A 25,418-nucleotide genomic window follows, 5' to 3' on the forward strand; every position below is an offset into this window, starting at 1 on the left:
TTTTTGATTTAATAACTATTAATATCTTCTGCCTCCTGCCTCCTGCCTTCTAAATAGTTTTATCTGCCTGTTTCGTCATGTCTACCGCGATGGCGATCGCAGTGCAATATACCATTAACAGCCCAATTTTCACGCTCGAATTCATCAATGTGAATAGTTATCCATTCTGGTTTGGTATCTAAAGATGTGACTAGGGCGTTAGTAATAGCTTCGACTAGATGCCGTTTTTTTTCGATGGAGTGACCACGGGCAATTTTAACTGTAACAAAAGGCATAATTTTCTACTCCAATCCTAAATTTTTGTCTTGTAGCGTTCGGATTGCTCACTTTTATATTAGGTTATGAAGTTAGGGTTGCTGTTTGTTTTTCAGATAACTTTTTCTGGTTAAAATTAGAAAAGCGTCCGTATTTGTAATAAGCTGCACAAGCACCCTCCGAGGAAACCATGCAAGTACCTATAGGTGTTTCTGGTGTGCAAGCTGTACCAAATACTTTACACTCCCAAGGTTTTAAAACTCCTTTAAGGATTTCGCCGCATTTACAAGCTTTATGGTCGGCTACTTTTTGATTAGGTATGGTAAATTTTACTTCCGCATCAAATTCGGCATATTCAGTCCGAATTTTTAAACCTGAATAGGGTAGTTCACCTAAACCACGCCACTCAAAAGTTTCGCGCACTTCAAAAACTTCGTTCATGGCTTTAATTGCTATTTGATTTCCAGCTTTTTCGACGAGTCGGTTATATTGGTTTTCAACTTCGCAACGTTTTTCAACTAGTTGTTTCAATAGCATCCAAATTGACTGGAGAATATCTAATGGTTCAAAGCCAGAAACGACAATTGGCTTATAATATTGTTGGGCGATAAATTCGTAAGGTTCAGTACCAATTACCATACTGACATGACCTGGCCCAACAAATCCATCTAGTTGCAAATCAGGGTTATCTAATAAGGCTTTAAGGGCGGGAATAACTAAAACATGATTGCAAAACATACTAAAGTTGCGTATGTTTTCTGCATCGGCTTGAAGGATGGTAAAGGCTGTGCTAGGGACTGTGGTTTCAAAGCCGAGGGCGAAGAAGACTACTTCTTTATTAGGGTTATCTTTGGCTAGTTGTAAGCTATCTAAGGGCGAGTACACCATGCGGATATCTGCACCTTTAGCTTTGGCTTGCAGGAGGCTGTCTTTGGAACCGGGAACGCGCATGGTGTCGCCAAAGGTTGCTAATATAACCTTAGGATTTTTGGAGATAGCGATCGCATCATCTAATCTCCCTTTTGGCATTACACACACTGGACAACCAGGCCCGTGTATTAGTTCAATATTATTCGGCAATATTTCTTCAATACCATATTTAAAAATAGAATGAGTATGCCCGCCGCATACTTCCATAATTTTGATATGTTTATCTAGCTGCTGGCTGATTTTTGCAATTTCTTTTCGTAAAGCTTCAGCTTTTTCCGGTTCCCGAAATTCATCAACGTATTTCATAAACTCTAAAGGATAGTTCTCAATAAAAACTCTGCGTAACTCTGCGTTTACCTTCGCGCCCCTCTGCGTTAAAAAAATTAACTCATAGCCGCAATTTCCTCTAATAGCTTTAAAGTCTCCACCGCTTCTTCCTCATTAATTCTATTCATCGCAAAACCAACATGAACTAATACCCAATCCCCCAAACAAGCTTCGGGAGTATGTTGTTCATCAACGATGCAAGCAATGTTAACTTGACGTTTAACACCAGCAACGTTAACAATGGCTAACTTTTTTTGAGTATCAGTGATTTCAACAATTTGTCCGGGAATTCCTAAGCACATTTCTATTTTCCTTTTATAACGTAGACGCGGTAGCGGCTTCCCGCAGGGTACCGCCAAGGCACAGAGTACGCAGAGAAAAAGAGGTTAAGAATTTGTAATTAATTTTGCAACTGTAATTATGGCTTGTCCTAAAGATAAGCCGCCATCGTTAGCAGGCACTAAGCTATGAGTTAGTACGTTAATTTTTAATTCTTGTAACTGTTGAGTAACCAACTGAAATAAGATAGTATTTTGAAATACTCCTCCTGTGAGAACTACTTGAGAAATTTGATATTCTTGACACAGAAGCTTAACCATGTTGACTACAACATGAGCTAAACTCTTGTGAAATTTAGCAGCTATGACTGATTGAGGAATTTGTCGCTGCAAATCACTGAGTAAAGCTGACCACATTGGTGCTGAGTCTATACAATAAATATTATCGGAAAAGTTAAAATTTAAAGGATAAATTAGCTTTTCTTCATTATTATTTAAGATGTTAACATCTACTAGGTTTTCTAAGGTGATCGCAGCTTGTCCTTCATAGCTACATTCTTCTGTGCAGATACCAATAGCGGCTGCTACAGCATCAAATAATCGTCCTACTGATGAGGCGGGAGGTGAGTTAATGCATTTTTCTATAGCCTGATTTAGTAAGCTTAGAGGCTTTTGCGCTAAAAATTTTAATATTGCCAAATCAGAATATTCTTGTTGGCACTTATCCCAAAGATTAGCTGATATTAAGTGGGCGTAAGTGTTTCGCCAAGGTTGATAAATTGCTTGTTCACCACCAATCATTGCAATTGGTTTAAATGTTGCTAGTCGCTGAAATTTATGATAATCAGCTAAGAGGAATTCTCCGCCCCAAAGTGTGCCATTTTCACCGTAGCCCAAACCATCAAATGCAATACCTAATACTGGTAATGTATTTAAAGGAATACCATTTTCCGCCATGCAAGCGGCGATGTGGGCGTGATGATGTTGAATTTGATATAGAGTAGTTTGATTTGCCGATGCGAGTTCTTTACCGAGTTTGCTAGAGAGATATTCTGGATGTTTATCAATAGCGATCGCTTCTGGTTTATGCTCAAATAAATTCAAGTATAAATTCAGCGTATCTTGATAGGTATTAAACGCCGCAGCATTTTCTAAATCACCTAAATGTTGCGATAAAATAGCCTCTCCATCACGCAACAAGCAAAAGGTATTTTTTAACTCACTACCCATTGCTAAAATTGGTGGTACTTTATCAAATCCTGGTGGTAAATTAATTGGTGCTGGTGCGTATCCTCTCGCACGGCGAAGTATTTGGATTTTCTCACCAACAACCCGCGCCACTGAATCATCAACACGGTTAATAATATCTCGGTTATGTAAAATAAAATAATCAGCAATCTTCCATAACTTTTCTCGCGCCTCATCATTATTAATACACTGCGGTTCATCAGAAATATTCCCACTTGTTAACACAATTGGTCGATTCATCCGCCGCAAAATTAAATGATGCAAAGGCGTATAAGGTAACATGAATCCGAGGCTATTTTGCCCAGGCGCAACAGATTCTGCTATACAATATTGCTGCGTATTCTTATTATCTACAGAACTTACACTAAAATCCTCTAAAACTCTTCTTTTCTCTTTTCCTTCGTGTACTTCGCGTTCTTTGCGGTTCGTTTCTTCTTTCTTCCGCAACAAAACAACTGGCGCAGCAGAACTAGCTAATAACTCCTTCTCTTTCCTACTGACTATACAATACTCTTCAATTACAGCCAAGTCTCGCGCCATCAAAGCAAAAGGCTTATCATAACGCCTCTTCCTCTGACGCAATTTTTGTACAGCCGCTTCATTTGTCGCATCACAAGCTAAATGAAATCCACCTATCCCCTTAATTGCGACAATCTCACCCTTTTGCAACAATGTACAAACTGCATCTACATCATCCATCATCGAGAACATAGAAGCAGTCACAGGTTTACCATCAGCACGTTCTAGCCAAGCAGAGGGGCCGCAAACATGGCAAGCTGTAGGTTGAGCGTGAAATCTGCGATTTTCTACATCATTGTATTCCTCTGTACATTCGGGACACATGACAAACGCAGACATACTGGTATTGCATCTGTCATAAGGAATGGCGCGAATAACACTCAGACGAGGGCCGCAATGAGTACAGTTAGTAAAAGGGTAACGATAAAACCGACTAAAGGGGTCAAAGATTTCTTTTTGACATTGCGGACAAGTAGCCGCATCTGGTGTGATTTCAGTTTTGATTTTGTTGCTGACACTCTGGGAAATTACAAAATCATCAAAGTTATACTCTTCTGTACAAGAGGTTCTGATTAATTCTTGAATTCTTGCCAAAGGTGGACATTCGTGCTGTAATCTAGCAACAAACTCTGCTATCGCTTCCTCACTCCCAGAGGCGCGAATTAATACACCTTGTCCATCGTTACAAACATCCCCTCGCAACCCGCAAGCTTTAGCCAGACGATAGACAGTTGGACGAAACCCTACCCCTTGAACAGTACCCTTAACTCTGATTTCTTCACTCGCCATAGTTAAACCGCCACAGCAAAATTCGGTTATTTCCAGAATCAGCAATTACCGCCGTTTTGCCGCAAATTTTGACTCCATAAGGCCAATTCACACTATCTCGCGTCGGGAGTCCATAATTGCGGTTTTCACTTTTGCTTTGACAACTGTTTTGTCCAATAATTGCAGAGGCGATCGCACCTTGCAATGATAATATTGACTCTGGCTGCTTCCATCCTAGCAACCGCGAATTTGCCGTATCTGCAACTAGCAACCATTCCTCAGTTGTCGCCACCCCATAAGGCATACTTAAACTACTTGCACTCGGCAAATAAACTCCTTGATTCATTTCTACAAAATGGAAGCTATTTTGTCCTAACACTACCGCACAAGGGGCATTATTTTCTGTTGGTATACCTTGCCAAATCATCACTCGATGATTACCCGCATCAGCAACAACTAAATTATTATTCCACACAGCAATATCGTGACACCAACGCATACTCGCCGCCGTTGCCGAAGCACCGCCATTTTCATTACGAGAAATCATATCTGGTTGTCCCAGAACTAAATCAGCAGGCTGACCATTTTCTGTAGGAAATTCCCGCCAAATTAACAACCTTCTATTACCTGTATCCGCAACAAATAGCTTTTCTTGATAATAAAAAACACCGTAAGGCCAGTGCATGGTATTTGCATCTGCTTGCTGACTGCCGCGATTTGGTTCATTGTCCACAAAATTAGCCTGTCCTAATACCAAATCGGCTGGAACATTGCTATCTTCTGGCACATTTTTCCAAATCAAAATTCGGTGATTCCAAGCATCAGCCACCGCTAAACCTTGACCACAAACACAAATTCCTGTAGGTACACTAACCGTTGTTCTTCCTGGTGTAACTTTAGCATTTTGTCCTTCGTGGTAAAAGTCTGGTTGTCCAATTACCCAGTCCGCAGGTTGATTATCTTTTGTGGGTAAATTTCGCCATCCTAGTAAGCGATGATGTCCTGTATCTGATACCCATAATGGCCCGGTTTCTGATATTAAACAAGCACCACGGGGGCCAAACATTGTTATTGGACTAGGTGCTATTGGTATCGCTAATTGTTGCGGTTCAAGAGTAGTACCTAAAATTACCTCTGCACCGTTGGGTAATAAAGGTAAATTTGCTAAAGAATTACTGCTATTGGAAATAGACATTAACCGCAGATGAAAACTCATATTTATTTAAGACTATTGTTGTTTATCTGCGTGTATCGGTGGTTGCATTTTGAAAAAGAATTATTGGTTAGTAGAGACGCAAAATTTCGCGTCTCTACTGGTTATTCACGAATGATTTATAAATGCGATCGCAATTCAACCACGCACTCAAGATTTATAATGAAATCATCCAACGCCAGCGAGATAACGGCTATGCTTTCCCCCGATCTCAAAAATGCGTTACCCAGTACTGATGAACTGCCATGCTCTGACGATACACCAGTGGATAACGAAGACCAAAATTTATTGCCCAACATTTTATTATTTTTACTTAACTTAATATGGGCAAATCGCCAAGATTGGTATTTCGGCGTTGATATGGGAGTCTATCACACCACCGGAGTTAACCCCAGAGTGCCAGTAGTGCCAGAGGCGTTTTTGAGTCTAGGCGTAGAACGGAGAAAAGGCGGTAAATCACGCAAAAGTTACGCCGTCTGGGAAGAAAATGAAGTAGTTCCCATCCTGACATTAGAGATGGTATCCCACACACCAGGGGGCGAATACGACGATAAAATGGCAATTTATGCCAAACTCGGCGTATTGTACTACGTGATTTACAATCCCGAATATTGGCGACGTGACCAACATCAACCGTTTGAAGTGTATAAGTTGATAGAAGGTAACTATCAGTTACAAATAGGTGAACCTTACTGGATGCCAGAAATAGGTTTGGGTATTGGTAGATATCAGGGTGCAGTGGGTGGCATTCCAATAGAACTACTATCTTGGTATGACGAACGGGGTACGCGCTATCTCACCTCAGAAGAACAAGCCGAACAAGAAAAAATACGTGCAGAACAAGCCCAAATTCGTGCCGAACAGTTAGCCCAGTACTTGCGTTCTCTTGGTATAGACCCAGATAATTTACCTAGTTAGCAACTACCTATAGGTCACGTTCTTTAAGAAAATTGCACAAATACCTTATCACCTTTAATCTGAACTCGATATGGTTGCAAAGGCACATCAGCCGCAGTGAGACATTCTCCTGTTTCTAACTTATATTGAAACCCATGTACCGGACAGGTGATGATGCCATTTTCTACCTTACCCGTGTCTAGGGGCGATGCTAAATGAGAGCAAGCATTGCGGTAACAGGTAATGCGATCGCCTTGTCGATATAAAATTAGCGCATGACCAGCAACTTTAGTAGCAAATATTCCTAAATCTGGAACTTGGTCAATAGTTGCTACCCGTACCCAAGCCGCCTTAATTTGAGGAGAAAAGGGGCTAGTTATACCAGTATTGCTATTATCAACCGTAGGGCGATCGCTCACCGCCACAACTTTAGTAACTTCTGGGCAATAATTCTTAATTGCTTGTTCTACTCCCTGGGTTAATGTCAAATTAGAAGCCGGACAACTACTACAAGTACCAATGAACCTAACTTCGACGGTATCTGGTGGTTTAAAGGCTACTAATTCTATATCCCCGTTATGGCTTTTTAACCCTGGACGGACTTCTTCTAAAGCTGTTTGAATGCGTTGTAATATCGGGGGTAGTGGTGGTTTAACTAAGTCGTGATATAGCAAAACTGCATACACGATTTCATCCTCAACAGCATGACGCAAAGCTGACATAGACTCTTGTTTGAGACTTTTAATCAACCTCGTCAATGCTTCCTTGTGCAAATCTTCAATTGCCCTTTTTAGACCGACTGCTACACATCTTTGGCTTTCATCCCAATCAGATATAATCGCCTCAAAACGATTAATTTCTGCAATTAATTCCTCAAGTTTAGTCATTAGTTATTAGTCAATGGTCAATAGTGATTACAAAGGACAAATGACAAATGACAATTATCTCGTTTTGAAATCTTTGAGGAGGAAGGGCATAACCATACCTGTAACTAAACTAGACAGGGTTATGGGAATACATAAAGGAGTTTCTGTTTGGGAAAGTGCAATTAGTAACAGCAATCCAATACTAACCCCAATGGTAGTTTGACGAATAAAATAAACGGGATCGCGTATTAGTTTACCTTGAAGAAATAGCTTGGCTGAATAAAACCCAATTTTAAGCATTATGCCTCCTAATAATTAATCAGCAAATTGAGTACTGCAAGACCTAAAATAATCGCTGGAATTGCACCAGCAGGAGCGAAAAATGCACCTAACATCGCTGAAAAAGAATAACCAATATCTTTTCCTGCTAATATCATGCCGCCAATCGCACCGCCAACCATAGAAATGATTGTGGCAATGATGATCCAAACGAATCCGGTAACTATATTGATGTCGCTAGACACCATACTTGTGAGAAAATCACTCACATTAAAATTACTCAAAATCTCACTCATTTTTTCTTCCTTCGTGTTCTTTGTGTCCTTGGAGATTCGTTAATATATTCCTATTCTCCCGTCCGAATTTCCGCTTCCACATCTTTCAATGCCTGATTGACTACTTCTGCTTGTTCAAGTTGTTGATTATCGGTAAATATTGACCAAGCTTCTTGATAGTATGCCCGTGCTTGTAAAAGATTATGAGGATTACCTAATTCTGGTTTTTTGGGGTCGTCGGGTAAGTTGAATAAGGCGTTAGCTTTGTTAGAAATTGTATTAGCGTATTCTAGAGGTGTGTCTCTGGCGTTACGCACTTTTAAGGCTTCGTCATAGGCAGCGATCGCCCTCATGTTATTCTCTACAGGATGGGAACTAACTAAATATTGCAAAGCATTACCCAAGTTGTTTTGCAACATCGCATATTCTCTAGGATGGTCAATCAGATTAATATGCTTGAGGGCGACTTCAAATGATTGCACAGCCAACCCTTGACGCAAGTATTCCCGTTCTGATGCCATCGGCATAGAAAGATAGGCGATCGCAATATTGTTGTATAAAATCGCATAATCCTGGGGGTAATCTTGCCAAGTAAACACCCGCAAGGCTTCATGATAAGCTTGGATGCTGTCGCTAATTCGCGCCAAGTTATAAGGTGCTAACGCCTGCAACACCAGTCCAAAATTCATCTGCGCCTCTGCAACTTCTTCGGGTGAAGCTAACCTTTGTAAAATTGGTAACGCCTCTTCATAACCCGACTTCGCTTGCAATAACATATCCGTCCCCGCACCGGGAATTGCTTGTAATGTTCCAGCCATCCCCACCTGGGCGCGAGCTTTCAGTAGCGGATACTCCTCACCACACATTTCATAAGCCCGGTAATACAGTGAAACTGCATTCCGCAAATCTTGGGCAGTTTTCGGCTTTTTTTGAAAGCCTTGCGCCATCTCGATCAGCATTTCGATTTTTTCTGCTGTTGTGGCTGACTCTGAAGTGATAGCCGCGATCGCTGCCTTTACTGCTGAATCTGTAATGCTAGGTGTCATAAATTACCATACTTTAGCTGCTTGAGGAATTTAGTATGCAACACCCACGAAAAATAAAAACACATCCTCACATTTAATCAAAAACCATAATGATTGACGCAGGCTTTGATTCCCTTAGGCGTAACCATCCTAATATTGCTTGAAACTAAGTCTATATACTAGAAAAGTCTTTCCAATACCTATTTTCTAGTACTCAGGTTCTCAAATTGAGTGCATCAGTTTTTTTACTATAAAACACTCTATCTCTAAAATTCTAGAGGGAAATTGACAATATTATTATCAAATTTAAATACTTTGTTTATCAAAAAGACTTTTTGTATCAGCAGTAAACAAAAAACTTGCCATTCAAAATAATGTATAAGTATTTTTAACTATAAATTTTTCAAAAATAACAATCATTTTGTTCATAAATAGTACATTTTAATCTAAACAAAGCTATAAAATTAAAAATAGAAACCCTTGATAAATAAATCATCTAAGCTTAAATTCTAAAATTATTCTAATTCCAGCATCATGGTGATGGCGTATGGGTATTAACGCTTTTATCAAGCAATATGCTATGTAAAACCATAGCCATTATTTTTCAATTTAATTCGTAAATAATGCCAATTATTAATTTTTATTTAACAAAAGATAAAAAAGAAAAAAAAATACATTATTCTAAAGAATAAACATTGAATAACAGGTGAGAATCTACAAAGCTGTAGCGGCTTGTCGCCACAAATCACCTGCATCATGCATGGTAAACAATAGAAAAACCCATAGCCAATGACGAACGTACTCTGGCTGCAAGGTGGTGCCTGTTCAGGCAACACCATGTCGTTTCTTAATGCCGAAGAACCGACAGTCTGCGACCTCATAGCTGACTTTGGCATTAATGTGCTTTGGCATCCTTCCTTAGGATTGGAATTAGGCTACAACTTACAAACCCTATTGTGGGAATGCATTCAAGGCAAAATACCTTTAGATATTTTGGTATTTGAAGGCAGTGTAGTAAATGCGCCCAACGGCACAGGCGAATGGAACCGTTTCGCCGATCGCCCGATGAAAGATTGGCTAACAGACCTGGCCAAAGCTGCAAGCTTTGTTGTAGCTGTAGGCGATTGTGCCACTTGGGGCGGAATTCCCGCAATGTCTCCCAACCCTAGCGAATCCCAAGGCTTACAATTTCTCAAACGTCAAGAAGGCGGCTTTTTAGGTAAAGACTTCCGCGCCAAATCTGGTTTACCTGTAATTAATATTCCCGGATGTCCAGCGCACCCAGACTGGATAACGCAGATATTAGTGGCGATCGCTACCGGACGCATTGCCGATATTGCTTTGGATGAACTTAATCGTCCGCAAACCTTCTTCAACACCTTTACCCAAACAGGTTGTACTCGCAACGTTCACTTTGCCTACAAAGCCACAACCGCCGAATTTGGTCAACGTAAAGGCTGTCTATTCTACGACTTAGGCTGTCGCGGCCCCATGACTCACTCATCCTGCAACCGCATCTTATGGAACCGCGTCTCCTCCAAAACCCGCGCCGGGATGCCGTGTTTAGGTTGTACCGAACCAGAATTCCCCTTCTTTGACCTCAAACCCGGAACCGTATTTAAGACACAAACTGTGATGGGAGTTCCCAAAGAAGTACCTCCAGGAGTGAACAAAAAAGACTACGCCTTCCTGACAATGGTCGCCAAAGATGCAGCACCAGCATGGGCAGAGGAGGATTTTTTCACAGTTTAGTTCGTAGTGATGAGACTTATTGCGAAATTCCTTCTTTCCTTTGCGCCTTTGCGCCTTTGCGTGAGGCAAAAAATATTTATGCAAGAGGTCTACTAACCAATGGGAAAACAAACATTAGATATATCACCCGTCGGTAGAGTCGAGGGTGATTTAGATGTTCGCGTCGAGATTGCCGACGGGTATGTAGTTAACGCCTGGACTCACGCCGAACTCTTTCGCGGCTTTGAAATTATCCTCCGTGGCAAAGACCCCCAAGCTGGATTAATTGTCACACCTCGAATTTGCGGTATTTGCGGTGGTTCTCACCTCACCTCTGCATCGTGGGCATTAGATACCGCTTGGGGTACAGAAGTCCCACGCAACGCCATCTTAGCCAGAAACCTTGGTCAAATCGTCGAAACTATCCAAAGTATCCCTCGCTACTTTTATGGATTGTTCGCTATTGACCTAACAAACAAAAACTACCGTAGTAGTCGCTTCTATGATGAAGCGGTCAGACGCTTTTCTGCCTTCACCGGGAAATCTTATGAACTCGGCGTGACCATTTCCGCCAAACCTGTAGAAATTTACGCACTCTTGGGTGGTCAATGGCCTCACTCTAGTTACATGGTTCCTGGTGGTGTGATGTGCGCCCCTACCCTCACCGATATTACCCGCGCCTGGGCAATTTTAGAATATTTCCGCACCAACTGGTTAGAGCCAGTTTGGTTAGGCTGTTCTTTAGAACGCTACGAAGAAATCCAGACTTACGATGACTTCATGAACTGGTTAGAAGAAGACATTAAACATCGTGAGTCAGACTTAGGCTTTTACTGGCGTATGGGTCTAGATATTGGTCTAGATAGATATGGTGCAGGTGTTGGTAAATATGTTACTTGGGGTTATTTAGCCCACGAGGATAGATACCAAAAGCCCACCATCGAAGGGCGGAATGCGGCGATGATTATGAAGAGTGGCGTGTATGATAGTTTCACCGACACTCACACCTTGATGGATCAGTCCTTCGCGCGTGAGAATTTAACTCATTCTTGGTACGATGAAGGGACAGCAGATATTCATCCAAGCGATCGCACTACAAAACCCATTGCCAATAATACAAAAGACTTCGACAACGCCTATTCTTGGGCAAGTGCAGTCTTACACAAAGACTTCGGACGCTTAGAAGCAGGCCCCTTAGCACGTCAGTTGGTAGCGGGTGGTAAGCATGGAGAATCTTGGCAACACCACGACGGGTTTATCCTAGACGTGTTTAAAAAGATGGGTGGTGCAAATATTCACGTCCGTCAACTAGCACGAGTCCATGAACTCGTGAAACTGTATCGCCAAGCTGAACGTTGCTTGCGCGAGTTCAAGTTGAACGACCCTTGGTATATTAAACCCACAGAAAAAGACGGCAAAGGTTGGGGTGGAACTGAAGCGGCGCGGGGTGCTTTGTGTCACTGGGTAGAGATAGAAGGTGGCAAGATTAAGAACTACCAAGTCATTGCCCCTGGTACTTGGAATATTGGCCCCCGTGACGGTGAAGGTAAACGCGGCCCGATTGAAGAAGCGTTGGTAGGTACACCTATTGCCGATCCTACTGACCCGGTGGAAGTAGGACACGTTGCGCGTGCTTTTGATTCTTGTTTGGTGTGTACAGTTCACGCGCACGATGCGAAGACTGGTGAGGAGTTGGCGCGTTTTCGGACTGCGTAGGTTTAAACGCAGAGTGGCGCGAAGGTTAACGCAAAGGTGCGCGGAGGGTTTTATATGAGTATGGCTAATGGCTAGTTATTTAGTCATTAGCTTATTGAGTGTATGGTTTTATAAGTAATAAGCAATCAGATAATATTAACTCAACTTATAATAATTCTCGATATTTCTGTTGTAATATTTTTATATATCTGTAGTTAATAACTAACTTATTCAAAACCAACTCTTTTTACTGGTAACATAGGTGTTCACAAAATCTTGATCAGACTTTGTTAGATAAAGTATGCCCTCGATAATGCTAATAATAGCTATGATAAATGCGCCATAACCAAAAGTAAAAAGCGATAAACTCAGCATAATCAAGCCTTCTTGAGTGTAACCCAAAATAAATTTGTGAATGCCAAATGTTCCTAGCAGTATTGCAAGAACTCCAGCCTGTAGTTTTTTCTCAGCCCCTGGAATATAAAAATTTTTAATTATTTCTGAATTTATTTTGGTTGGATTTGAATTTAAATGTGGCATCTTTGTATAATAAGATGATTGATTTATTATTTCTAATTTTTTTAGCTTAAGAGTTTCTAAATCAACGGGATTATTTAAAATTTCATCCAATTGATCAGTTAGTTCACCCGCTTTTATCCACAGTACAGAAAGTACGGTATCAAAGTCGTATGATTCCTGACTTATTGAGATAGGTTTTGTAGGGGTATTAGGAAATTCACTTGAGATAAATCTACCTATAGGTTCGTTTAATGCTATTCCTGCAAGTGTTCCAAAACCAATTAAAAAAGCATCGCCTAAGCTTGAGCGTTTAACTTTTAGACTCAAACATTCAAGTGATATCTCATAGTAAAGCATAATTTTATTGATTAATTCTGTTAAGTAAGAACATACTTTGCTATCAGGAGAACGTTCAAACTTTTGAACTGCTAATTTTGCCATACCTAAAACAGGCGGTAAATCATTGTAACTAATACCAATAGATGTTCTAGCCTTTAAATTCATAAACTGCTCTAGAACGTCTTTTGCAAGGTTAGTTTGTAGTTGATTTTTATTTCCATTACTTTCGTCAAATGTGAAAATTTCGTCATTCCTTACTTTTCCAGCCAATTCAAGCTCTTGATTCCACGCAGGAAATTCATCACCTAAGCATTTTCCGTAGATATTAACTCTCTCAATCAGGCTAGTTTCTAAACCTATAATTCCCTTACGAATAAATGTAACCAAAGCTTGTTGATCTGGCACTTGAGCAGATTCCAGCATAATTTGCAAACAACCATCCTTAAATGCTGCTTTTGCAATAATATTTTTGGATTTGAGGGAGTGGTTCATCAATGCTGCAATAGCCTTCGGATCACCTTGCTTGGCAAGTTGTAGAAGCTTAGGTTGTGTGTTAGTCATAGCTATTTTAGGGAAAAGTAGTAAAGTTCTTACTTCAGAATTCCCAAATTTAGTTTACTAATCCCGCATCGACAGATAAAACTTTGTGTTGGCTAAAAGTGATAGCTTTGAACACTCATAAGCGAGATCGCTCCCCCAACGCAAAGAGCTATTAATAGAATTTGACAGCCATAATTAGAAGCGATCGCATACAATCACCACAGGCGACCATATCCATAACAAAGTAATACCTAATCTCTGCGACTTTTCCAATATCCTGACTCTCGGCTACAGTGCATAACTGCCAAAATCAGAATGTAATCTTGTTCAATTGTGTAAAGAATGCCATACGGAAATTTACGTGCCAAACATCGCCGAACGTCTTCATTAACTACGCTCTAACGATAAGGAGACTCTCTAATCTGATAAACTGCATCCTCAACAGCATTAATAAATGCTTGGGCTACCTCAGTATGCTGTTCTGCGTAATACTGGACGGCTTCTGCATATTCGGTCAGTGCTTCAGGGTGAAATACATATTTCATTACTCAAGCAGCCGCCTTACTTGAGCTAAAGCTTCATCTCCTGGTATAGATTGTACAGAGCCACTTCTAATCTCATCTCGTCGCATCTTTGCTTCACTAGTCCAAGCAGCTTGGATAGTGGGATCTGTATCGAACTCCAGACTTTCTATAATCTTTTCTGCCAAAAATACCCTTGATGCACTAGGCAAAGATAAAATTTCTTCTGTTAGTTGCTCAATTGACAGCATAGCTTGTTACAGAAATCTGAATCTTGCTTTCATTTTAACCATAATCTAACATGGCAGTAACATAAACCGTTTGTCATGACTCAAGTGTTAAATAACAGCGATCTCTTCGGTGGGATTTACCAATGCACAAAATCTCTACAGGCGATCGCTCCTTTAAAATTGAGCTACTTTCCAAAAGCTATACCAACAAACATATTAATCAACGCTTTACTAAAAAATAGCCAAACTAACCAAAATCCAATATGAATAATTACTATCATCCAAAACACGAATTGATAAGAGACTTTGCTACTTTTGTGATGTAATTTCCATTGACCAACAAACCCACCTAACCAACCACCCATAAATTCACATAAATGTAATTTACTTTCTGAAACTCTCCATCGCTTTTGTTTGGCACGAGATTTATCGTCAGCGTACAGTGCAAAGGTAATTACACTCATAACTGGATAAACTATTAAAGGAAGTGGGTTGCCAGTAGTTATGGCAAAATGAATTGCACCCAACACAGGTATTACAGATAAAAGTAATGTCCGTGATACTGATGATGAATATTTAACTCCAGGCTTGGATGTATACTTAATCGATTTTGTAGAAGATGAGGGATTAGATATAAGTTTTGATGTACTCTCTTCTAGAGAAGCATGACACGCGCGCACCTTGCCATCTTTCTCAAGTGCGAGTTGATAACAAATAACATCACCCACTTCGGGACGACGGTTAAGATTTTGAAATGCTGAGATGTGAATAAAGACTTCTTGGTTGCTACCACTGGGTTGTATAAAACCAAAACCTCGATCATCTTTCCACTTGGTTAGTTGCCCCTTGTGCAGAATAGGTTTCATGAATAAGTTGTATATCTATACTTACTTTATAGTTTGCCCCTGTTTAAATGGAATTGATAGGTGTATAAATATTTAGTTAGTCAGTTCACTTATATTGTTAAATACTCTTGACATCGCCTACAACGGTGTATCTCTCTTTACTATCCCAGACAGCACAACCAGCAAGTAGTATATTTTGATAGTTTTAACTAAAAGCGATGGCTACGCCAACGTCATTAGCGAGTTTACGAGCGTCAGACGAACGCCGCATCAATTAATTTTCAACTTTTCATACCAACTATAAGCCTCATCAAGTTCATCACGAACTTCTGGACGAAATACTAAAACATAGTCCATTATTCTCTTTTAATCGAAGCTTTTATTTCTTCCCATGTCATTACATTATCTGGATTAGCTTCATAATCATTAATGCGACGATCAAGTTCTTGTTTTTGTGTCTCTGTAATATAGGGGTAAGCCTGTTCTGCTGCAATGCTATCCCAAATGGCTTGCACAAGACGAATGCGTTCTTCAATACTGAGCGTTTTAATTTCATTTAAAGTGACTGTAATATCCATGCTCATCAAACCAAAGGGAAACGCTACGCAATATTTTAGCAAATAGAGTGGAAGTAGAAAGATAATCATTGACCTTTGAAGAGAAAAGCCATCATTTAAAAACAGACATTATTTTATTTATTCTTTTCTAAACTGCGTAGCCGATCGCGATCGCACAATTTAACTGTGGTACCATTCATCTCAATTATTCCTTCTTGACTGAATTTATAAAAGGTACGTGAGAGGGTTTCGGGAATTGTGCCTAGTAATGCGGCGAGTTGTCCTTTAGGTAAATCTAACTCGAAGACATCAGCATGGCCTCTGCGATCGCTTAATTTTAATAAGTAGTGTGCTAACCTTTCCGGGACTTCTTTAAACGACAGAGTATCAACTAAATGGGTTAATTTTCGCAGATGTCGGGCAAAAGTTCCTAAGATGGCAAGGGCGAGGGCTGGATGTTCCTGCAAAACTAGCAAAAATGCTGTCCTGGGGATAAATACCACTTCGGAATTTTCTAACGCCGCAGCTGAGGCGGGGAAATTTCCCCCATCAAAGGTAGGAACTTCGGCAAAATAATCTTCAGACCCAAATATATGGAAAATTTGTTCTTTGCCACCGTTGGCTACTTTAAAAATTTTAATTCTGCCGGATTTAATAATAAATAATCCTGTGCCTTCATCTCCTTCCCAAAACAGGGTTGCACCTTTTTTATAAGTTTGGGGAATGGCAATATTGGCTAGGGCTTGCAATTGCTCATCTAACATATTTTGAAAAATCGATGTGCTTTGCAAAAACTTTTTAACTTCTAAGACTCGTTCGCTTACAGCCATGAGGTTTTGATTTGGTAAGGTTTTTAAACGCTGAGGTGCGCTGAGGTAAACGCAGAGGTACTTAGTTAATTTTAGCGAGGGTCAAATTTTTAGCAGTCGAAGCAAAGGTTAGGACAAAAATCATCAAACCTGTAACCTGTCCCCTGCTATAAGTTAAGAAAGTTTACCTTGGTTTTTGACTTAGATCAAGGATTTGCCGAAAGGGGGTGAATACTCTGGAAGTATCAAGATTGGAGTGATGAATCATGTTCTGTAATCAGTGTGAACAAACAACCCGTGGCGATGTCTGTCATCAGTGGGGAGCCTGCGGTAAAAGTCCTGAAGTTGATGCGTTACAAGATTTATTGGTGCATTGTTTGCGCGGGTTATCACAGGTGGCGTTGCAAGCAAAATCTCTAGGAATTGCCACACGAGATACAGATGAGTTTACCTGTGAGATGGTGTTTTCCACACTGACGAACGTGAATTTCTCGGAGGATGATTTTATTGGGTTTGTTAATCATGCGATCGCATTACGTGAAAGTCTGAAGTTACAAATTCAAGCAACAGGTAATCCAGTTGTTGAGTCTGCTATCAACCTTTTTCAACCTGCAAGCACTCCGCAGCAACGAATTCAGCAAGGCAAAGATTTAGAGTTTGAGTTTATTAGTCAGTCGGCTAAGAATGTAGATATTTTCTCACTTAAGCTGACAGTATTATATGGACTTAAGGGCGTTGCAGCTTATGCGTTCCATGCGTCTGAACTGGATCAACACGATGAAAATTTATATGTATTTTTCCATGAAGTTCTAGCTGAGTTAGATGCCCAAGATAAGAGTCTGCAAGATTGGGTTGGTTTGGCGTTGAAAGTTGGGCAGATGAACTTAAAAGCAATGGAACTGCTTGATGCTGGTAATACTACAACTTTTGGACATCCTACACCGACCGTTGTCAAACTTGGTACTACATCTGGCAAAGCAATTTTGGTGTCAGGACATGATTTGCTTCACTTGAAAGCTATCCTAGAGCAAACCGCAGGAACAGGCATTAAGGTGTATACTCACGGGGAATTGCTGCCTGCACATGGCTATCCTCTGCTAAAACAAACTTATCCTCACCTTTACGGACACTACGGTACGGCATGGCAAAACCAAACCCATGAGTTTGAAAAGTTCCCTGGCGCAATTATCATGACGACAAATTGCCTCATGCCTCCCCATCAATCTTACAAAGACAAAGTGTTTACTTTGGGGCCTGTGGGTTATCCTGGTTTGCAACACATCAGCATTCGTGATATTTCACTTGCAATTCAGAAGGCATTGGAATTGCCTGGATTTACTGAAGAATGCGAAGGGCTACGCCCCGCCGGAGGCGAACGCGGTACTGTAACTACAGGTTTCGCTCGTAATGCAGTGTTGGGTGTGGCAGATCATGTGGTTGACGCTGTGAAGCAAGGCCAGATTCGGCACTTTTTCTTAATTGGTGGTTGCGATGGTGCTAAACCCGGACGTAATTATTACACCGAGTTAGTAGAACAGATGCCAGATGATTGCGTAGTGTTAACCTTGGGTTGTGGCAAGTTCCGCTTCTTCGACAAGAATCTCGGTGACATCGGCGGTATTCCTCGCCTGTTGGATGTTGGACAATGTAACGATACTTATTCAGCGATTCAAATTGCTGTGGCTTTAGCAGATGCCTTTGGTGTTAGTATCAATCAACTACCATTATCGTTGGTGTTGTCTTGGTATGAACAAAAAGCGATCGCAGTTTTGCTAACACTGTTTTATCTCGGTATCCAAAATGTTCGCATTGGCCCAACATTACCAGCTTTCCTTACTCCTAATGTTGTCAAATTACTCTCAGAAAACTTCAATCTTAAACTTATCACCACTCCAGAACAAGATTTAGCAGCTTGTCTTGGCTAAATTCCTTATTTCGAGACAATAGCATGGGAAAATACAAGGCTGGTCATAATTGTGACCAACCTTTTTGCTTTCTCTACTCCCAAACAAGAACAAGGACTAATGGCTAAAAAGTTTCATAGCAATTCACAACTCCCTGCGGATAATTCAAATTCTAACTCTCGCATAGCACAGCCAAGTTCTGAGTTCTACTCTGTTTTTTCACAAGAAGAAGTTTTAGAAATCATTCATGCGTTAGAAACTAGGTGGGAAATTCCTTTAAAGTATTCTTATAAAGGTCAAGGTGCAAAAATTTGGCATAATTTTTATCAAAAATTTTTGCTGCCCAAATGGTATCGCAAATCAAATGTTGAAATTGACCTTTTAAGGGATAACTTTGAATACATTAATAGTAATCTCCAAAATTTTAGCAAGGTCAATGTTATAGATGTAGGTGCAGGCACTTCTTATCCTGCTAAGGAATTTGTTGCGAGACTTCATCAATTAAATAAACTTAATAAATATGTTGCCTTAGATATTAGCGAAGGCTTGCTAGATGTATCCAGAAAAAACTTTACAAGTTGGTTCCCAGAAATCGAGTATAACAACCAACAGCTTGACATAGAAAATAGCTCTATTCCTGAGATTTGTCCAGGAAATTACAATCTTAACCCAGAAGATACCGCAAAAATAATATTGCATATGGGTGTGACAATGGGCAATCATCACAATAGAGATAAAGTACTCAAAAACTTTAGAATGAGTATGGGTAAAAACGATTTCTTAGTATTTACTAACGAAATCGGTTCTAACTCTCAATGGGATGGCATCGCAAGAGGTGGCTGTAAGTATCATGCAGAAGAAATATACCAAGCAATAAAAAATAAAGTTGGGATTAAATCTCAAGATTGTCAACTTGTAAGAAAGTATGACTTAGAAACAGACAGTGTAGTTGCTAATATCAAATTTCGGCACGATTACACCATAAATTTCAGTTTTCAGGGAATAAATAAGCAGATTGAAATCCCCGCAGGTAAAGAAATTACTATTTGGAGACATCATAAATATGAAATGCCTGAACTTCTCCAAGAAATAGAACACGCTGGAATGCAACTTGTTCACTACACTACTAATAAGTATTCATCACATATTATGGCAATTTGTAAAGTTGCTAATGATGATAGGACTAGTATTTGATTTTTGAAAAAAATTGGTATGGTGATGACAAAACCCTCTCCCCTGCCTCCATACTTCCCGGCGGCCTTAATAATAAGTCTTTAACCGGAAAGGATATCAGGCATCCTTCATTGCCAGTTTCCAACTAATACATAAGGAGACCAGTAAACTGGATGATTATATAGTGGATCTTTTAAAAGAGCTAACTGTGCATTCCGCAAAGCTTCTGCTTTCATTTTTTTTGGTTGTTGCAATTCTTTGTAAAATTGATCCATAAGAGTGGATGTGGCTTCATCATTAACAGACCATAAAGTTGCTAATGTACTACTAGCTCCTGCTCTAATGGCTAGTCCTGCTAATCCTAATGCAGCCCGCTTATCTCCTGTAGCGGTTTCACAAGCACTGAGAACTAAAAGGTCTATTGTCTGTTGCTTTCTCTGTTGGGGAATTTGTAAAAGATTATCTAAATCATTAATTCTGAGTCGGTCATTCCAAGTCAAAATAAAGGTTTCAATTGCTTTTGAGCTAAATTGACCGTGAGTAGCAATATGTATTATGGGGAAAAAATTAGATTTAATTTGTTTTTGTAAATTCTCTTGTGTAAATTCTTGATCTAAAAGTACTACGCTCTTGACTTCAGCATTAATTTTCTTTAATTCTAGTTCTACATACTCAAGGGGTGAAAAACCTTGTCTTGCTTGAGTTAAACCAGCACCAAGCACTCTAATATTTTTAGTTGCTAACTGCTGATGAGGTTGCATTTGTAGACCAGGAAATAGGGCAATATTGTACTTTTGGAGTAAAAATTGATTACCGTCATGTAAAGCCGCCATTGGAATATTTCGCAAAACTCCGTCCAGCACAAACACTAATGTTTTTACACCACTTTTAGTAAGCTCATCTTCTGATGGACGAAGCAAGTGGCTATATATTTGTTGAGACAAAGGCATAAAGGAATTTTTAGTGCGAATGACTAAATTTTGACGCAAGTCTTCGACAAGGTTTTCTAACTGGTTTTGTGTAATATGACTAGTGTAATGCTGTAATGGTTGGTGGGGCAGGCTATAGATAATTTCTAAGCGATCTGCCAAAATAATAGGATAAAAAATTGCTGCTTGAGTATCAATACGATCAATTTCTGCTGGTTTATGATCGACACAAGCTTCTCGAAAAAAATCTTCTAACTCAGCTAATTGCAAAGACTCTATGAGTTGACGTGCTTGCTGGAGAGATTTTTGGTTTGGCTGTGTACCTGGTTTTAAAAGCAAGCTAACTAGTTCTCGATAGACAGGTTCCACACTTTCTTGAAAAGAAAATTGAATATCTGGAGCAACTGCTATGAGATCGCTTCGCAAGGATTGAAGATGATTAACAGCTTGAGTATAAGCAGCGAACGCACCTTGAATATCTCCTTGCTTTGTTAAAATTCTACCTAATTGCCATTGCCAACGATAAGCTATTTCGGGTGCATTGATAGTTTCAGCTAAGGTCAAAGCTTGCAGCGTCATCTCTTGAGCTAAAGACCATTGCTGTGTTTTTTCATACAATGTGCCGAGTTTTCCCAGCGCGTAACTTTGGGCTTGTTTATCTCCTAATTTTTGAGCTTGCATAACAGTATTACCAACGAACTGAGCAATAGTTTTTAAGGTAGGAGAATCTGAAATATTTGCTTGGTAGAGACGTATTAAACTTTGAGCAAAATTTAATTGAGCATATATACTTGCACGGGTTACAGGTAAATCAGTTATTTCCCCTGGAATTTTCTGCCATAAAGACTGGGCTAAACTCCATTGTTGTGTATCTATAGCGACACTAAGTTGATTGAGTTGGGGGCGAATTTTTAAAAGCTTTGTGGAGGAAATCGCTGTAGCTTGTTGGTATAAATTTAAGGCTAATTGAGGATTTTGATTAGCACGAGCAACATTACCCAACTCAATTAAAGCCGCGCTAATCTCTGGCTGAGATTGGAAATTTTGCGCGATCGCTAAACTTTGTTGCAAAACCTTTTCAGCTAACTGGAAACGCCCAACTAAGCTTAAACTAGTACCCAAGCTACGTAATCCAGCAGCTTTAATTAAAGAATCAGGTTGTTTTTCTAAGATTTGTCTAATCTGGGTTAAGCTCTCTAACGCTTTGCGATACAATCCTAAAGCTCTCAAAGCCTGGGATTGGTTGAGTAGAGTGCGAATAGCTCCAGTCTCATCTTTGGCTTGAAGATAGGTTTGGTGTGCTTGTTGCCAGGTTATTAGTGCGGTTTGACTATCTCCTAGGGCTAATTGTAAACTTCCTTGAGTATTCAAAGTTTGAGCTAAAACTTGTAATTGTTCTAGGGAGTTATCACCCTGCTTTACTTGTAATAATTGCAAACTTTCGTTAATCGCTTGGGCCGCTTGTGACCATTGTCCCAGTTGTTGATAAGCTAACGAAAGATTATTTAAAACTCTGGCAGAGTTAAGCTTATCTGACTGAGACTTATAAATATTAAGAATTGGTTGCCAAACTTGGATTGCTTGCAAAAATTGCTCTGCTTGGTAGTATTGTCTTCCTTGCTCTTCTTGTTTGGCTGTATCAGCAATAGTCTGAACAATAGATAATGGTGGAGCAGCTTGGCTATAATTTGAAACTATGCCTGTCTCTGCCAACAAAAGTATTGAACTAGCTCCTAATAAAATCCCAAAAATAAATTTAAGAAAGTTTCGATTATTTTGCCATTTTTTTTTCAAAAAATCACAGCAATATCTAAAATATTTTTTAGGGTACATAACAATCTGAAGATAGCCAGAAATTAGGGTTAGTATTTGTAGGAGTCTGTGTCGTCAAGAATATTCCACCTTGGGGATTAGCTAATATTTTTTGGGCTTCTACAAAGGTGCTAGAGGCTGAATTAGTTATAGTTGGAGAAACATTACTGCCAATCTTTGTTTTCCTTGGTAGGGGAATAGTTCTTAAATCTTCTAAAATAAAATCACCACCAAGAATGCTTTCAGGAGATGCTGGTAAACCTCCGCGACCGACAACTATAAATCTATTAGCAGCTTGATTTCTATTAGCTTTGCAACCTTGAGCTATTGCATTTGATACATCTATGACTGTTGTAGGAAGATTAGTGAATCCTTGAATTGGCTGATCATCAACATTGTAAAATTGCACAATCCCATTGGTACCGTAAGTAGAACTAACAGTAATATCACTTAACGGTGTCAATTGGTTACGAAATTCAATACCAAATATGCCTTGAGCAGTAATTCGGATCTTGCCTCCTCGTCCCTTAAAAGCGTTAGCAGTAATGTCACTATTTTCTGAAGTTCCTGCCAATAAAAATTTTGTATTAATATTGATATTGCCTCCATTTCCTTGCCCACTAGTAGCTCCAGCACTAGCAGAAATTAAGCTATTACGACGCATATTTAAAATATCAGCTACCTTTAATGAGATGTCACCCCCATCATCAGACGCAGTTTCAGCTGATATTTCTGCGTTTTGATCTAGCAATAAAGAACGGCTTTGTAATTGAATATTACCTGCTTTACCATTGCCAGTTGCTTGCACAAATAATCCGCTATGTGTTGTTCCATCCGCAGAAGTGCCAATTAACTCTACCTGATTATCACTATCAATACTGATATTGCCACCTTGGCCAGCACCAGAGCTAGACGCGGATACTCTAGCACCATCTAGAATGAATAAATTACTAGTTTTAATAGTTAAATTACCTGCCAGAGCATCACCCTTGGTTGAGGTAAATAAACCACCAGGAGACTGATCAATAGCAGTCCCTTTAAGTTGAATTGTATTGGCTGTTACATTCAACTTACCACCAGGTGCTAAACCAATAGTTGCTGCTTGGATTTGCCCACCGTCTTGTACAACTAAATCTTGTGTTTTAATATCAACGTTACCTCCTGCGCCAACACCACTTGTAGATGCAGATATGAATGCTGTTGCACCCTGAAGCATCAGGTTATTAGTCTTGATAAAGACATTACCTCCGTTACCTGTGGCATTATTCTCGTTGACTTGAGCAAACAAACCACTGCCAGACAGGCTAGATTCTTGACCTATTATATGAACCCAGTTACCAGCTTCCACAAAAATACTGCCAGCATTACCAGAACCAAGTGTACTTGTTGATATCTGCGCTCCATCTTGAATATTTAATTTTTCGCCATAAAAAGAAATGTTGCCACCTTGACCAGTTGCATCCTTTTCAACTTGGCTAAATATACCACTATTTTGATTAACAGACATACCCTTCAAGTCTGCTGTTGTAGCGTTAATAATTACATTACCTGCTGTTCCATTAGCAGATGTAGAAGCTAATATTCTAGCTCCATCTCTAATAGTCAAATTAGCTGTTGCAATATCGACTACGCCTGCTTTTCCAGAGCCACTAGTTTCTACACTTAGACGGCTGGTGTAAACATCACCAGAAAATTCTCCCTCTCCTGCTAAATCGATAGAGTCTCTAGCTTTGATTGTTATATTTCCTCCTGCACCTCCAGCACTAGCATTAGCTACTACTTGTGCGCCATTACTAACTGTTAAGGTATTAGTATTAATTGTGATATCACCGCCCTGACCTAAACCTTTGCTTTCAGTACCTACAAGGCTCAAATCAGTAACTTGTAAATCGTCAGCTGTAATAAATAAGTCTCCACCCTTGCTTGCATCCCTTGTCTCTGCTGCTACTGTGCTATCTTGAATTTTGACTTTTTGACCTTGAATCTGAATTTTACCTTCAGTGGAACCAGTCACATCTATTGAAGATCCGTTGAGTTGCACATCTCGAAAATTATTAACACCTGCATAACTAAAAGCAAATCCTTGGGAGGTGGGGGTGAGGCTGACAAAAGTGTTTTCTCCTACACTACCCAATACAATCTGACCACCAGGGACTGTTATATTACCAGAATCTCCAACCACTCCACCACCCAGCAGTGCCAAAGTTGTATTCGATGAACCTTGGAGTCCCACGGGTTTGTTCTGGGCATTTAAAGGGTTTTCACCGCCAGTGTATTGTGATCGATTGATGATAGATGTAGGAATATTGTTAAATTGCAGGCCAATAGGCACACTAATAGTAAGTAAAGGCGTTTTGGGATTAGTGGTGCTGAATTCATCTCCGTTGGAAAGTTTTAAGCTATTAGCTGTAGTTGCAATAAAAGAACCACCTACATTTAATGAGGCATTTGGCCCAAAGACTATTCCATTAGGATTAATGAGAAATAAATTTGCATTTCCATTAGTTTTAATTAAGCCATCAATGCTGGAAGCCAAACCACCAGTTACACGACTAATAATGTTTTGAATACTTGTGAGGTTATTAAAATTGGCAGAGCCTCCTGTAGGAACAGAAAACTGTTGAAAGCTATGAAAAAGGTTATTCCCAACTTGTGTACCTCCCTGGATTTGAAAATCTAAGCCCGGTTGTGTGCCAGGTAAAACTTGAGTTGGGGTAGCAAGGGTGTTATCTGGAGAAATTTGAGCGATCGCTGGATAATTGCTGATCAAGCAGCAAAGAAAAATCCCACTGATTGTGCGAACTTGGGAAACATATCGTTTTCTTTTTTTGATTTCTGAGTTGGAATCAACCACCAAAACCTCCTATAAATAAGGACATTACGATCCCAATTTTCAAATAAGCACTCTCATCTGGAGTTATCGTCTCAGAACAA

At 39.8% G+C, this 25,418-nt stretch carries 22 protein-coding genes; 5 read left to right on the forward strand and 17 right to left on the reverse strand.

Annotation, left to right across the window (positions count from 1 at the left end; genetic code table 11):
• Positions 1–59: 59 nt before the first annotated feature.
• The 5 genes from H6G76_RS07320 to H6G76_RS07340 all read right to left on the reverse strand — a co-directional run bounded on the left by H6G76_RS07320 (position 60) and on the right by H6G76_RS07340 (position 5,520).
• Positions 60–275 carry a 4-oxalocrotonate tautomerase family protein gene (locus tag H6G76_RS07320; protein WP_015111665.1) on the reverse strand — a complete coding sequence of 72 codons (216 nt, stop codon included), beginning with the start codon at positions 273–275 and terminating at the stop codon, positions 60–62.
• Positions 276–339: 64 nt separating this feature from the next.
• Positions 340–1,491, reverse strand: a complete 1,152-nt coding sequence (gene hypD, locus H6G76_RS07325; RefSeq protein WP_190697694.1) for a hydrogenase formation protein HypD — start codon at positions 1,489–1,491, stop codon at positions 340–342.
• Positions 1,492–1,568: 77 nt separating this feature from the next.
• Positions 1,569–1,814, reverse strand: coding sequence for a HypC/HybG/HupF family hydrogenase formation chaperone (locus tag H6G76_RS07330; protein WP_190697696.1), 246 nt, complete (start codon positions 1,812–1,814; stop codon positions 1,569–1,571).
• 84 nt (positions 1,815–1,898) lie between these two features.
• Positions 1,899–4,346: a carbamoyltransferase HypF gene (hypF, locus tag H6G76_RS07335; RefSeq protein WP_190697699.1), complete on the reverse strand. Its 2,448-nt coding sequence runs from the start codon at positions 4,344–4,346 to the stop codon at positions 1,899–1,901.
• Positions 4,336–5,520 (reverse strand): hypothetical protein, encoded by a 1,185-nt coding sequence (locus H6G76_RS07340; RefSeq protein ID WP_190697702.1) that lies wholly within the window; start codon positions 5,518–5,520, stop codon positions 4,336–4,338. The genes hypF and H6G76_RS07340 overlap by 11 nt, the downstream gene beginning before the upstream one ends.
• Positions 5,521–5,733: 213 nt before the next feature.
• Here H6G76_RS07340 and H6G76_RS07345 point away from each other — a divergent pair, with 213 nt between their 5' ends.
• Positions 5,734–6,456: a Uma2 family endonuclease gene (locus H6G76_RS07345; RefSeq protein ID WP_190697819.1), complete on the forward strand. Its 723-nt coding sequence runs from the start codon at positions 5,734–5,736 to the stop codon at positions 6,454–6,456.
• A gap of 23 nt (positions 6,457–6,479) precedes the next feature.
• On the opposite strand, the gene H6G76_RS07350 is transcribed toward H6G76_RS07345, so the two are convergent.
• From H6G76_RS07350 to H6G76_RS07365, 4 genes are read right to left on the reverse strand one after another with little or no spacing between them, the layout of a single operon-like run.
• Positions 6,480–7,322: a NifU family protein gene (locus H6G76_RS07350; RefSeq protein ID WP_190697705.1), complete on the reverse strand. Its 843-nt coding sequence runs from the start codon at positions 7,320–7,322 to the stop codon at positions 6,480–6,482.
• Positions 7,323–7,376: 54 nt separating this feature from the next.
• Positions 7,377–7,601, reverse strand: coding sequence for a hypothetical protein (locus tag H6G76_RS07355; protein ID WP_190697708.1), 225 nt, complete (start codon positions 7,599–7,601; stop codon positions 7,377–7,379).
• Between the two features lie 8 nt (positions 7,602–7,609).
• On the reverse strand, positions 7,610–7,876 hold the full coding sequence (locus H6G76_RS07360; RefSeq protein ID WP_190697711.1) for a hypothetical protein: 267 nt from the start codon (positions 7,874–7,876) through the stop codon (positions 7,610–7,612).
• A gap of 50 nt (positions 7,877–7,926) precedes the next feature.
• Entirely contained in the window at positions 7,927–8,901 is a 975-nt protein-coding gene (locus tag H6G76_RS07365) for a hypothetical protein (protein ID WP_190697714.1), read from the reverse strand.
• Between the two features lie 768 nt (positions 8,902–9,669).
• On the opposite strand from H6G76_RS07365, the gene H6G76_RS07370 reads away from it, so the two are divergent.
• Both H6G76_RS07370 and H6G76_RS07375 read left to right on the forward strand, forming a co-directional pair.
• On the forward strand, positions 9,670–10,632 hold the full coding sequence (locus H6G76_RS07370) for a hydrogenase small subunit (RefSeq protein WP_190697717.1): 963 nt from the start codon (positions 9,670–9,672) through the stop codon (positions 10,630–10,632).
• A gap of 99 nt (positions 10,633–10,731) precedes the next feature.
• Positions 10,732–12,327 (forward strand): nickel-dependent hydrogenase large subunit, encoded by a 1,596-nt coding sequence (locus H6G76_RS07375; RefSeq protein ID WP_190697720.1) that lies wholly within the window; start codon positions 10,732–10,734, stop codon positions 12,325–12,327.
• A 210-nt stretch (positions 12,328–12,537) separates the two neighbouring features.
• Here the strand turns inward: H6G76_RS07375 and H6G76_RS38000 are convergent, their stop codons facing one another.
• The 6 genes from H6G76_RS38000 to H6G76_RS07405 form a co-directional block, all read right to left on the reverse strand.
• A complete protein-coding gene (locus tag H6G76_RS38000; RefSeq protein WP_313934751.1) occupies positions 12,538–13,725 on the reverse strand; it encodes a TM2 domain-containing protein in 1,188 nt (395 codons plus the stop codon).
• 377 nt (positions 13,726–14,102) lie between these two features.
• Entirely contained in the window at positions 14,103–14,249 is a 147-nt protein-coding gene (locus H6G76_RS36895) for a hypothetical protein (RefSeq protein WP_242056333.1), read from the reverse strand.
• Positions 14,249–14,476, reverse strand: a complete 228-nt coding sequence (locus H6G76_RS07390) for an addiction module protein (protein ID WP_190697723.1) — start codon at positions 14,474–14,476, stop codon at positions 14,249–14,251. The genes H6G76_RS36895 and H6G76_RS07390 overlap by 1 nt, the downstream gene beginning before the upstream one ends.
• Before the next feature lie 164 nt (positions 14,477–14,640).
• Positions 14,641–15,321, reverse strand: coding sequence for a cold shock and DUF1294 domain-containing protein (locus tag H6G76_RS07395; RefSeq protein WP_190697726.1), 681 nt, complete (start codon positions 15,319–15,321; stop codon positions 14,641–14,643).
• A gap of 335 nt (positions 15,322–15,656) precedes the next feature.
• Entirely contained in the window at positions 15,657–15,878 is a 222-nt protein-coding gene (locus tag H6G76_RS07400; protein ID WP_190697728.1) for an addiction module protein, read from the reverse strand.
• Positions 15,879–15,991: 113 nt separating this feature from the next.
• The gene (locus H6G76_RS07405) at positions 15,992–16,687 is read right to left on the reverse strand and encodes a Crp/Fnr family transcriptional regulator (RefSeq protein WP_190697731.1); all 696 of its coding nucleotides are present in this window, start codon (positions 16,685–16,687) and stop codon (positions 15,992–15,994) included.
• Between the two features lie 245 nt (positions 16,688–16,932).
• Between H6G76_RS07405 and hcp the strand changes: the two genes are divergently transcribed.
• Both hcp and H6G76_RS07415 read left to right on the forward strand, forming a co-directional pair.
• Positions 16,933–18,591 (forward strand): hydroxylamine reductase, encoded by a 1,659-nt coding sequence (gene hcp, locus H6G76_RS07410; RefSeq protein ID WP_190697734.1) that lies wholly within the window; start codon positions 16,933–16,935, stop codon positions 18,589–18,591.
• A gap of 51 nt (positions 18,592–18,642) precedes the next feature.
• Positions 18,643–19,764 carry an L-histidine N(alpha)-methyltransferase gene (locus tag H6G76_RS07415; RefSeq protein WP_313934752.1) on the forward strand — a complete coding sequence of 374 codons (1,122 nt, stop codon included), beginning with the start codon at positions 18,643–18,645 and terminating at the stop codon, positions 19,762–19,764.
• Positions 19,765–19,871: 107 nt separating this feature from the next.
• Here the strand turns inward: H6G76_RS07415 and H6G76_RS07420 are convergent, their stop codons facing one another.
• Positions 19,872–22,466 (reverse strand): CHAT domain-containing protein, encoded by a 2,595-nt coding sequence (locus tag H6G76_RS07420; RefSeq protein WP_242056334.1) that lies wholly within the window; start codon positions 22,464–22,466, stop codon positions 19,872–19,874.
• Positions 22,467–22,494: 28 nt separating this feature from the next.
• On the reverse strand, positions 22,495–25,338 hold the full coding sequence (locus H6G76_RS07425; protein WP_190697738.1) for a filamentous hemagglutinin N-terminal domain-containing protein: 2,844 nt from the start codon (positions 25,336–25,338) through the stop codon (positions 22,495–22,497).
• Positions 25,339–25,418: the final 80 nt, after the last annotated feature.

The sequence above is a fragment of the Nostoc sp. FACHB-152 genome, assembly GCF_014697475.1.
Lineage (GTDB): Bacteria > Cyanobacteriota > Cyanobacteriia > Cyanobacteriales > Nostocaceae > Nostoc_B.